This window comes from Acetobacter ghanensis, from assembly GCF_001499675.1.
GTDB lineage: Bacteria > Pseudomonadota > Alphaproteobacteria > Acetobacterales > Acetobacteraceae > Acetobacter > Acetobacter ghanensis.
Genome location: NZ_LN609302.1, coordinates 2,237,885 through 2,250,011 on the forward strand (window position 1 = coordinate 2,237,885; position 12,127 = coordinate 2,250,011).

Here is a 12,127-nt window from a genome sequence, read left to right on the forward strand (position 1 = left end):
CTTCATACACAGGGAACAGTTGATATGTCCGGCATTGTTGTTGTCTATCACTCAGGTTATGGCCACACACGCAAAGTGGCAGAACATCTTGCCCAAGGGGCCAGAGCAACGTTGATTGCCATTGATGAAAATGGCGATGTGCCAGAAAGTGCATGGGATGCACTGGCAGAAGCCAAAACCATTGTCTTTGGCGCGCCTACCTATATGGGAGGTGCCAGCTGGCAGTTCAAAAAATTCGCCGACGCCTCCTCCAAAATCTGGTTCATGCGCGGCTGGCAGAACAAACTGTTTGCAGGCTTTACCAACAGCGCAAGCCCGGCTGGCGACAAGGGTGTGACCCTGACATGGATGCAAACTCTGGCAGGGCAGCACGGGGGTATCTGGATCAGCCTTGGCATGCTGCCTTCCAACACAAAAGCCGCAAAAAACACGGACCTGAATGCACTGGGTGGCTCCACTGGCCTACTGGTGCAAAGCCCGTCTGACGCCAGCGTGGACGAAATTCCACAAGGCGGACTGGACACGGCAACTGCATTCGGTGTGCGCATAGCTGAAATTACGGAACGCTTTGCATAAAACGTTCCTCTTTACTGTTATAACGCACAAAATTATTCCCAAATACATCAATATTCCAAATATATAGACATCAGATTGGGCGGGTTTCACGTAACTGTGATGCCCGCCTTTTTATATTTTGTTTTATTTTGATTCCGGAACATTAAGCCCCGCCCTCGTCAACCACCTTGGCAGCACATATAAGCATAAAAACCGTGCAGGAATCTCAGCAATGAATCTGTCCAAAAAACAATCAGGTATTGCTTTTGCTCTCAGCGTTGCTTCCATTCTGGCGGGAGCGCCCATCAAATCAGCCAAAGCGCAGGTTCACCCTTTTTCCACTTTTTCAAGCGGCGGCTCAGACCTGTCTCACTGGCTGTCAGACGTTACCCTGACCGGGCAGATTGAAGGCGGCATTATGGCCAACCCGGCCCGGCCCAACCCCGGCTACAACTTTGGTGACTTTCTGGCCGACCACGCCAATCAGGTCCAGCTGAATCAGGCAGAGTTCACACTCTCCAAAGCCATTGATGCCAGCAAAAACACGTATCAGATCGGCTTCACGCTGGAAGGCCTCTATGGTTCCGATGCGCGGTACTACCATCTGGTTGGCATATCTGATCAGGAATGGAAGGCCCGCTACCAGCTTATTCCTGCTCAAGCGCATGTTGATGTGCACCTGCCGTGGCTGACATCTGGCGGGCTGGACATGCAGGCCGGTATTCTCCAAGCCCCTATGGGCGTGGAAGGGTTAGACCCCGCATCCCGCGCCTTCTACACGCTGGCTTACACGTCTGAATATTCCGTACCCTTCCAGCATGTGGGGGCCATGTTCAACTGGCACGTCACCCCCATGCTGGATATTACATTCGGCATTGATACTGGTAACCAGACAACTTTTGGTAGTTCGGACAACAACAATGCACCTGCCGGGTATTTTGGCTTCAATCTGAACAATCTGGCTGGCGGCAAACTCCGCATTGTCGAACTCAGCCGTGTCGGGCCGGAAAATGTCTGGCAGAGTGTGGGTCATTACGAAGCCAACCATGCCCAACGCTTCTGGAACGACATCAACGCCACATATCAGGTTAATGACGACCTGAGCCTGACGGCTGAATTCAACTATCTGCATGATGAGGGCATCCGGGGCATTGGAGCCCGCGGCCAGTTTGCTGGAGCCGATGCGGAGAGCTTTGTCTCCTTCCTGAGCTATAAGATCAACAAGGACTTCACCTTCAACTATCGTGGTGAAATCTATCGTGACAATAACAACATGATGGTCGGCACCTTTATTGGCAATAATTCTTACATGAATGCTATTGCCGGGCGTTCCCCCTCTACCCTTATGGCCGGTCCCGGTGGGCATGGCACCACGTATGGCGCTCTGTCCCTCAACGTCGCTTACCGCCCAGACCTTGGGCACCATGTTCGTGTCTTCCAACTCCGCCCAGAAATCCGCTTTGACCGTTCGCTTAACGACACGTCACCCTTCAATGGTGGTCGTAACAACGGGATGTTCACTTTTGGTGGCGATGCGGTTATTGGATTCTGACTACCCAGTTACTTTCGGCAGTTTTTAAATCAGCCATACGGGCACCCTTGCAACACCCTAGGCAAAGGTGCCCTTAGGAAAACAGGAACGTGTTGCATTCTGACATTTCTCCAGTTCCTGACTTACCAATAAAATTTTCCTCTCTTCGTTAACAAACGTCTTATCTTCAGCTTTATTTTTTACATTTTCATGATTGATGGAATGCGTTTCCACCTAATGCTCTGCTCTTTTATGTGTGCAATAAGAGAGTAGTCTGTATCGCTCACCGCCAGAAGCAGCACTCACTCCCAAGGCAACAGTAAAGCGGCCTCCTTCCCTCGTTCAATGCAAACTTGCCGGTGTAATCTGCCCTTCTTGGCCGCAGAGACAGCGCTGTGTTTGGCCGCCTTCATCCAACGCAAATACAGGCAATAAAATAAACCCGACACAATGTATCTTTTTTACAACACCCCCATTTCCCGCACTAATTCTCTAGAAATATCGAAAATTCATAATGTTAAAAAAATTTTATACTTGGTTTGCATAACTGCCACTCAGTTTTGGTATTGCTAATGATTCGTATTTACACCTAATGACGCAACTGCGAATCATAATCATTTATTGCAGGCCAGTTTGACATGGGCACCTATCCTATCCGTCGTTATCTTAACCCGGCTCCTTTAGCGGTTGGCTTGGCCATGAGCTGCAACATTTTACCCGCATTAGCTGATGAAACTCAGCCACAGCAGGACCCCATCAAACATAGGCATGATACAGAAAACACCAGCAAACAAGCCAATACCGAGGGGCGGGCCAGCCTTGCCAATGCCAAAGGCAAGGGGCCAGAAACCATTAGAAAAAAAGATGGTACCGAAGTCGAACAATGGACTGTTGTCGCCTCCCCCATGAACACCCTGCGTTCCTCCATCGGCTTTAGCCGTATGCAGGACGATGTGTTGCACACACCGCAGACCATTAACGTGGTCCCCCAAATTCTGATGCAACAGCAGAATGTAAAATCTCTGGATGAAGCTCTTAAAAACGTACCGGGCATTACCGCCTCGGTCGGTGAGGGCGAAGGTGGGATGTCGGGGGATCAGTTTCTGATCCGTGGCTTTGCGGCTCAGAACGATATTTACGAAAATGGGCTTCGGGACTTTGGTGTTTATACAAGAGACAGTTTTGATTACGACCATATCACTGTCATCAAAGGTCCATCCTCTCAGGTTTTCGGTAATGGCACTACGGGCGGCGCCATCAACATTTCAACCAAAACTCCTTTTGCAGGCAACCATGTTAATGCCAGCTTTTCTGGCGGAAGTGGTGCGTATTATCGCGGCACTCTGGACTTCAATCATAAGATTACAGACACCATTGCTGTCCGCCTGACAGCCATGGGGAATGAAAACAACGTCGTGGGGCGAGATTATATTTACTCTCACCGCTGGGGTATTGCGCCATCCATTATTTTCGGTCTTGGAAAAAAAGTTAACTACACTTTGGAATACTTCCATCAGACCGATAACAGAATTCCTGATTATGGTGTGCCCGTTGTAACCAAACCCGGCACGGCATATGGCAAACCTGTAACGGAATACGGCGTTAAGCGCACCAACTGGTATGGCACCACCTATGATCAGGACGACACCTCAACAGACATGCTAACAGGCCGCCTGCACTGGGAAGTCAACAAACATGTGACTGTTTATAACGATACGCGGGGTGGTCTTTACAGTCGGTATTACTCAGCATCGCAGGAAGCCTGCGGGACGGCCTGCACCAATGCCTTTTTCTCGTCTAACCCGGCCAGCGCAATGGTCTCGCGCAATGGCGGGCTGGGTGGCCCTAACCCTTACCAGCAGAATGACTGGTCTGTTCAGAACGTTGCTTCTGTTGTCGCCAATTTTAACACTGGAAAAATCAAGCACCAAATTATTGGTGGCGTGGATATTGAACACATTTACGACCGCCGCCGTAATTATGCTTATGCCAGCACACGCCCCGGCACCAGCCTGCTTAACCCCTCCATGTATGTTCCTGGCCTTGTCCTTTGCGGCGCAGGAGAATGCTCCAGCAATCTCACCAACATGCCTAATGGCGTTGGGAAGAAGGAGTGGAAAACAGGGGATGCAACGGATGTAGGCGCTTTCCTTTCTGACCAAGTCTGGTTTACCCCTTGGTTCTCTGTCAAAGCAGGGTTCCGCTGGGACCACTGGGACAGTCATTACAATGCCACAGGGGGCGACACCTCAACCGCAGACACGCACCTTGGGCAAAAGCAGGATACGTTCAACCCCAACGTCAGTCTGATGTATACGCCCAATGATCATACCATGGTCTATTTCAACTGGGCGGAATCCACCACACCATTGGGCCTATATGTTGCCAATAGTTCGGAACCCCTGACCCCAAAAAATCAGAAATTTGCCCCAGAACGCAGCAGACTTTATGAGCTCGGTGCAAAATACTCTGCATTCCATGACCGAATTGGCTTTACCGCATCCATCTTCCGTCTGGAAAAAGGGAACTCGCTGCTCACGGACCCAAGCACTGGGAGCGTAAGCTCCTCGGGTGATACGCAACGCAACCAGGGTATTGAGCTCAGCGTCTCCGGTCAGATTGTAAAAAACTGGAACATGATCGCGACCTATGCGCGCTACGACAGCCTGACCACAGGCGGCACCGCTGCCGATATTGGCAAGCAGGTGCAGTATGTGCCGCGCAATCAGGCGACAGTCTGGACCACTTATGAAATTGCGCCCAAAAAAGCCTATAACCTGCTATTTGGCGGCGGCGTAACGTGGCGTGAAGGTGTGTTTCTGGATACTGCCAATACCGCACGTGTTCCTGCCAACGTAGAGTTTGATGCTGTTGTATCCCACCACTTCGATGACCATTGGAAAGTGAGCATGAACGGCTACAACCTTGCCAACCGCCTGAACTACGGCAACCTGTTTTCCAACCGTGTAACGCCCTCCATTGGCCGGGCCTTCCTGTTCAATCTGGCGGCATCCTATTAACGAAACGGCATCTTGATGGGCAGACACACTTCCTTTCTGGGTCGCATGATAGGCAGAAGAACGCAAAAAAAACGTCCGGCCCCTCCCCCATTGCCGGACCATGTGCAGGCCATCTACCAGAAGGCGGCTAACGGCCACCTTCTGGAACAGGTTCTGTGGGGCAAAATCCTGCTTAACAGCGTTTTTGTACCTTCAGACCCGGCACAGGCTTTCTCGTGGTTTTCCATAGCCGCCCAAACGGGTTATGGACCAGCCCTCAATATGCTCGGACGTTGTTACCACTTTGGGTGGGGCGTTGAAGAAAACCTGCCTGAAGCGGCTGATTATTACGCAAAGGCCGCAGCCGCAGGAGATGAATGGGGCCGTTATAATCTGGCCATTCTGCATATGCGCGGGCTGGGTATGGCGCGTAATTTAGCAAAGGCGTTCCAGCTTTTTCAGATCGGCGCTCATAATGGACATGCCAAGTCCATGAACATTATGGCCCGCTTTTATGAAGAAGGTTGGGTGGTCAAAAAAAATCAGACCACGGCTTTTGAGTGGTATCGTCGCTCTGCGGAAAAAGGTGACTATCGTGGTTGCCATAACTACGCGACTATTCTGGCCGAGCGTGGGCAACTGCCAGAAGCTCTGGATTGGTGGCAGCAAGCCCTACCAGATGCAACGTCAGACATTCTGTTGGCCATGCAGCATACTTTATCTACTTTTGACCACCCTAGGGCTCATCTCCTTCTATTAGAGATAAAAGAGCGATTACAAACTATTCAGAACACCGAAACCAAAAAATACGACGAATAAAACGAGTTTAAGAACATCTTGGTGTTCTGGATGGCATTTCATCCCTCTTTAGCCTGTCCTCACCAGTATAAATGAACAACATCGCCTCGTCAGGATAGAAACATGTTAGTACACATTCCCGCTTTACTCACGCCTGATGAACTAGCTTACTGCCGGACAACCCTCATCAATGCACAGTGGGGCGATGGGCGAGAAACAGCAGGGCAACAGTCCGCAAAAGTCAAAAATAACTTGCAGCTACCTAGAAATTCCAAACCCTGCCTTGAGTTGGGGCAGATCGTATTACGCGCACTCGGGCGCAATGCCATATTCAACAGTGCTGTGCTCCCTTACCGGGTTAGCCCTCCCCTGTTCAACCGATATGAAAACGGGATGAGTTTTGGTGCTCATGTTGACAACGCTATTCGCGGCATTTGGGCTGGAGAGGTTCATACACGTATTCGAACTGATGTTTCTTCCACACTCTTTTTCTCAGATCCGGATGAATACGATGGGGGCGAGCTGGTCATTCATTCCAATGGGAATGAGCAGGCCATTAAACTCCCTGCTGGTGACATGGTGTTGTATTCAACCACTGTGCTGCATAACGTTACACCAGTAACACGAGGAAGTCGGCTCGCAGCGTTCTTCTGGTCTCAGTCAATGATTGCGGAAGAAAGCAGAAGACAGATCATGTTTGATCTGGACATACAGGTCACATCTTTGCGCGATCGGCTGGGAGATGAGGACCCAGCGGTTCTCTCCTTGACCAACATTTATCATAATATGATGCGCCAATGGTGCCTTCTATAATAGTCCGTTACCAGCAGTGTTTGACGGCTCCTAGTATGACTAACCAATAAACGGGCCTTCACTCCGCCTTTAGATGAACACATGACAATCCCTAACAACTGGGTTACTGTTCTGCCTGCCAACAATTCCCTTCACAGAATAAAAAAGAAATATCTTACAATATAAATAAATCATGACCAAATATATAAAACAGCATGAGGGCACAAAAAAAATACACCAGCAACAAAACTCTCATATATGAATTATATTCGTATGAATTTTTTATTTTTAATATCTCATTCAATTCGAAAAATATCTCTCGTATAATCCAATATTTCTTTGAGTATTGAGCCCCCCTCCCGGCGAGATCATTTTCTAAAGCCTAGAGAATGGCTAACCATCACCCAAAAAGGCCGAAAGATTTGACTGATTGCGCACAGAAGTTTGTTTCTCGATAAAATTTATTAGTGTGTACTATGCTGGCGTCGTCAGGAATTTTAGAAGGGTATGTGCGAATGTCTTCATACGGTCTGAAAATTAGGAATATTCTGATTTATGCAACCGTGTTTTTTGCAGGGGCAGCTGTGGGAAGATTACTGATGATGCGGATAATATCCGACCCAATCTGGAATGGGATGGAACCATAAAACCGATTGTAAGATGAGATATCGAACGCATCGGCAAAACTGTGCTCATAACGCCCGCCGTTGTCCCGGAAGAACCACCAATCTGGGGCAGCCTCCCAGAAGCAAACTATCCGCGCGCCAAGCCAACACAACTCTGGCCTCCATCCATGATGACTGTAATATTCTGTACAAATATTAGAAAATTATGAAATAGCGATACAGAATAATATGATTTATATTTTAACAAACAAGTTCCCGTTGAAATTTACAAAGAAACCGAACCCAGCATCCCACCACAGCATAAAATGACGCCCCGATCTCTTTTTTAGACTGATCCAATAGGTAAGGAATTTATTCTAAATATATTCTTTTCCCGCCAATGCGGCCTTAGACGCGACCGACATGATGAAACCTTACAACCCACGGCATTCCGATTCTGGTGAATGCTGTTGGTTAGATCAATTCCCTCATGTTCAGTAAATTGATACAAGCATTACGCATTTTGTCTTATTACCCGGGTGCATAGCATTCATGAATGATACGACACTCATTAAAAATGCAACCTGCCAGACTACGGCTTCGCAGACGATAAGCCCTTACCCTTGGACTGACATTACCCATCCACACCGCCAGACAGCTGCCATTGCAGCACTCGAGCACATTTCCCGCCTCATCATTTAAGCGGCATATTGAGGAAAGCTTGAGGCATCGGCTGTCCGTTCTGTTTATCACACAGTGGGACGCCAAAAATTTTGTTCTGAAAAATCAACCTCTTAGGTTGTGTGGCGGAGAGGGAGGGATTCGAACCCTCGGTACGATTGCTCGCACAACGGTTTTCGAGACCGCCCCATTCGACCGCTCTGGCACCTCTCCGTGGAGATGCGTTATAGGTGTGCTTGGGCAATTACGCAAGCATTCATCCATTCTTCACACAGCCCTGCTCAACTCCAGCCCAAAAGCTGCTTTTGCCACCTAGTTGCAAGTGGCGTCATAGCAACAAAATCCAAACGGAGACCGGTGCGGGCAACGTGGAATGGTCAAAATATGTGTCTGACATCCATATTAAGTGAGCTTTCTTACCTTTATTCATGCCCTTACTCAGGGGCTTGCGTCTTGACGCTGGCGGTTATCTGGCGCAAGTCAGCGGGCGATCTTGTGTCTTTACTAATGCTGAATGGTATGGGGGTCCCTACATGACGTATGCCGCCCGGCGCACCTCCCGCCTGAGCTAAGAGGCATAACTGTGCTGACCATTCCAGCGTGTACATCTTTTTTTGAAATGACAGACCATCAGGAACGCCTTCAGATCATGACCATGGGCCATCAGGACGTGCTGAAAGAACATACACCTGACAAGTCTGCGCAGCGCACGTTCAAGGTGGTCTTTCTCCTGATCGCCCAACCCCATCAGACGCTGCACTCCCTGCCCATCGCGTTTGAAATGGCCGCACGGCACCCCAACGTGGAAGTACACGTAACCTGCCTGACCCAGCGCCATCTTGACTATGTACGCTCACTTGGCAGGCTCTACCCCTCTGCCAAGGTTGTGTACGAACTGCTGCCCATTCCCTTCTGGCTGAAAAAACTGATCGAACACCACGGCCCCGGCCCGTTTGAAAAACTGGCCTCCCTGTTTTTCAGCCGCCATTACTTTGACCAGTTCCAGGCCATTGTCGTGCCTGAGCGCACGTCGCTTTACCTCAAGCGCATGGGCGTTACAAAACCGCGTTATATCTGGACAAGACATGGTGCAGGTGACCGGGCCATTGGGTTTGCCAAGGATATTAAACGGTTCGACTTTGTGCTATTATCTGGCAAAAAGGTTGAAGAAAGACTACTGGAACGTCGGCTTATAAAGCCCGGCAACTATTACATGGGCTCCTACGCCAAATTCGACATTGTCGAGCGCCTGCAAAAGCAGCCGCGCCGCCTGTTTGATAACGACAAGCCGATTGTACTGTATAACCCCCACTTCTCACGCAATCTCACATCGTGGTACCATTTTGGTGAGGCGATCCTGAACTACTTTGCCAATCAGGACCGCTATAACCTGATTTGCGCCCCTCATTACCGGCTGTTCAACAGCCACCAGAAAAAGGGCAAGGCGCTGATCAAACGCTATGCCCAGCATTCCAACATCCTGATCGACATCGGCAGCACCAGCAGCATAGACATGACCTACACCATGGCGGCCGACCTTTATCTGGGCGATGTCAGCAGTCAGGTTGCCGAATTCCTTATCCGCCCCCGGCCCTGCATTTTCCTGAATGCACACCATGCGGCATGGCAGAACAACAAGGATTACCGCTTCTGGACATTGGGACAGGTTATTGACAACCCGGCAGACCTGAAGACCGCCCTCCCCCTTGCCTTTGCCCGGCAAAGCGAATTTGCGGACCAGCAGCGCGCCTACGTGGCGGAAACTTTCGAACACTATGACCAAGGCCCCACCTCCCCCGGAGCAGCCGACGCCATAGTGCGCTTTTTGCAAAAATCTGCCTGAGGTCTGGCAGACCGACCATAGGTGAGGGGCTTCCTCCCTCGCCTATTTGTCCGATCTGTGCAAAACTTACGGCAATGAAAATCGCATATGTCATAAACTCTGTCGAAGGCGGTGGCGCGGCCTCACCTGTTCCTGCCATAACAAAAGTTATGCGGGATGCGGGGCACCATGTGGAAGTGTTCGCCTTGACCCGCCGGGACGGTCTGGCCATTGAGCCAATGCATAATGCGGGCCTTACACTGCACATCCGCCCCGGCACGCGTAAAGACCACGGACCGGCACTCCGTTGGCTAAACGGGCAGATGCGCGCCTACAAACCTGACGTCATATGGACATCGCTCAGCCGCGCGACATTACTCGGCCAGATTGTGGGCCAGTGGCGGCATATTCCGGTTGTAAGCTGGCAACATTCCGCACGCCTCAAACCATTTAATGCCTATCTGCTCCGGCGCTTTAAAAACAAAACCGCACTCTGGGTTGCAGATTCATCCTGCGTGGCCGAACAGACCCGAAATACGCTGGGCGTTACAGCCAAGCACCTTGTGGAGTGGCCTATTTTCCGCGCGGATGCAGACTTCCCAACAGCTACACCGTGGCAACCGGGCACTACTGTGCGCATTGGCACGCTCGGGCGCCTCCACCCGGTCAAAGGTTACGATACTCTTTGCGCGGCCATTGCCAAGCTTCAGTCCCATACAGACCTCCCTCCATTTGAAGTGCTGATTGCGGGGGAAGGCGAAGAACGCACCAAACTGGAAGGGCTGATTGCCCAGAATAACCTGCCAGTACGTATTCTGGGCCATGTCAAAAATCCGTCTGAATTTCTGGCGCATCTGCATTTGTACGTGCAGCCATCTTTATGGGAAGGGTTCTGTCTGGCAGCGCACGAAGCCATGCTGGCGGCTCTGCCCGTTATTGCCTCCCGCGCGGGAGAAATGCCTTCCACCATTACACCACAGACCGGACGCATTGTTCCCCCGCAGGATGTGGACGCTCTAGCCAGTGCATTGCACGCCCTGCTCAAGCACCCTGAGCATCTGGCCAGCATGGGCCAGCAGGCCCGCAGCAACGTACTTGCCCGCTTTGGAGCGCAGCATTTTGACCAAACGGGGCGCGCCATCCTTGCACGTGTCGAACAGATTGTTGCAAGCAGGCAGTAAAACTATCTGGCACAACCCAGTAAAGCCCGGCCGATTATACCCGGCCAGCCTTCATTTTATTTTCCACGGCTGTAATATACATTTGTGCGCCAACGTTAATACGAAATCTGGCAACACGCGCTTCTACCAAATGCGTAATATCCGGTTTCTTCCGTAAAGCCTGAACAAGACCATCCGCCAAGGCCTGCGGGTTATTGGGGGGTACAACAGTGCCACAGACCCCATCATAAAAAATATCATGCACGGCAGGGGTACAATCCGTTGTCACCACATAGCGCCCCGCCTCCAGCGCCTCTAGCAGAACAGCACCATAGCCCTCCCGACGGGAGGAAAGAACAAAAATGGCGTTCTGGTCCAGATATGGGCGAATATTATCCACATACCCAACCAGCTGGACGGATTTTTCTAGCTTATGTTCCTGCACCAGCTGCTCCAACGCTGACCTGTCCTCACCCTCCCCACAAATGGTGAGTTGCGCCTGCGGGAGGCTGCGCAGCACCTGCGCAAAAGCCTTGATGAGAACATCAAACCCTTTCTGCTCCGTCAGGCGGCCCGCAGCCAGAACCGAAAGTGTGGAAGGTGGCGGCGTAGGCGGCACGCTCTTTTCTTCCAACGCGGGCAGCGGAATGACCACTGTATCTGCCCTTTGTAAAAGTGCATTACTCTCCTGCGCACTCTGCTGATCCATTGCCACGACAAGATCGCTCTTTTTCAGCAAATAGCGCATACGCAGGTTAAAGAGCGCCTGCGCAAACCTAGAGCGACCGGGTTTGTAAATAAGAGAGCTAATTTGCGTTACCAGAACAGGCCGCCGGGGCAAGGGCAAGCGGGCGAGTTCATGCGTAACAAACCAGTGGTAGTTCCCCGGAATATAACAGAAGTCCACAGGATGAGACCCAAAGTACCCCCGCGCCAGCCGCCCAAGCCGATACATACTCCCATACCGGCGCGACAAGGAGGGAGATGCACAGACTACCCTGATCCTGTCAGACAACAGGCTGCGCATTTCCCCGACAAGGGAGGCGCAGAAGACGGTGACAGCAAACCCGTGCTCGGCCCAGTAATTTGCAAGCCTGATGGCTATTCTTTCCGCCCCACCAAATTTGAAATCGTGAATAACAATGCCAATGCTTGATACTGCGCACTGCTTCATACCCGCCTCC

General features: G+C 50.9%; 8 protein-coding genes and 1 tRNA gene. 7 read left to right on the top strand and 2 right to left on the bottom strand.

The window, feature by feature from the left end; translation table 11 throughout:
- Positions 1 to 24: 24 nt before the first annotated feature.
- From AGA_RS10460 to AGA_RS10480, 5 genes are all read left to right on the top strand, one after another.
- Positions 25 to 576, top strand: coding sequence for a flavodoxin family protein (locus AGA_RS10460; RefSeq protein ID WP_059024253.1), 552 nt, complete (start codon positions 25 to 27; stop codon positions 574 to 576).
- A 211-nt stretch (positions 577 to 787) separates the two neighbouring features.
- The gene (locus AGA_RS10465) at positions 788 to 2,107 is read left to right on the top strand and encodes an outer membrane beta-barrel protein (RefSeq protein WP_059024254.1); all 1,320 of its coding nucleotides are present in this window, start codon (positions 788 to 790) and stop codon (positions 2,105 to 2,107) included.
- 617 nt (positions 2,108 to 2,724) lie between these two features.
- Positions 2,725 to 5,106, top strand: coding sequence for a TonB-dependent receptor (locus AGA_RS10470; protein WP_059024255.1), 2,382 nt, complete (start codon positions 2,725 to 2,727; stop codon positions 5,104 to 5,106).
- Between the two features lie 45 nt (positions 5,107 to 5,151).
- Positions 5,152 to 5,904, top strand: coding sequence for a tetratricopeptide repeat protein (locus AGA_RS10475; RefSeq protein WP_059024256.1), 753 nt, complete (start codon positions 5,152 to 5,154; stop codon positions 5,902 to 5,904).
- A gap of 102 nt (positions 5,905 to 6,006) precedes the next feature.
- The gene (locus AGA_RS10480; protein WP_059024257.1) at positions 6,007 to 6,696 is read left to right on the top strand and encodes a Fe2+-dependent dioxygenase; all 690 of its coding nucleotides are present in this window, start codon (positions 6,007 to 6,009) and stop codon (positions 6,694 to 6,696) included.
- A 1,388-nt stretch (positions 6,697 to 8,084) separates the two neighbouring features.
- On the opposite strand, the gene AGA_RS10490 is transcribed toward AGA_RS10480, so the two are convergent.
- Positions 8,085 to 8,174, bottom strand: a tRNA-Ser gene (locus tag AGA_RS10490).
- Positions 8,175 to 8,616: 442 nt separating this feature from the next.
- Between AGA_RS10490 and AGA_RS10495 the strand changes: the two genes are divergently transcribed.
- Together AGA_RS10495 and AGA_RS10500 are read left to right on the top strand one after the other, a co-directional pair.
- A complete protein-coding gene (locus AGA_RS10495; RefSeq protein WP_059024831.1) occupies positions 8,617 to 9,804 on the top strand; it encodes a CDP-glycerol glycerophosphotransferase family protein in 1,188 nt (395 codons plus the stop codon).
- Positions 9,805 to 9,878: 74 nt separating this feature from the next.
- On the top strand, positions 9,879 to 10,964 hold the full coding sequence (locus AGA_RS10500; protein WP_059024259.1) for a glycosyltransferase: 1,086 nt from the start codon (positions 9,879 to 9,881) through the stop codon (positions 10,962 to 10,964).
- 34 nt (positions 10,965 to 10,998) lie between these two features.
- Here the strand turns inward: AGA_RS10500 and AGA_RS10505 are convergent, their stop codons facing one another.
- Positions 10,999 to 12,117, bottom strand: coding sequence for a glycosyltransferase (locus AGA_RS10505; RefSeq protein WP_172793738.1), 1,119 nt, complete (start codon positions 12,115 to 12,117; stop codon positions 10,999 to 11,001).
- Positions 12,118 to 12,127 lie beyond the last annotated feature (10 nt).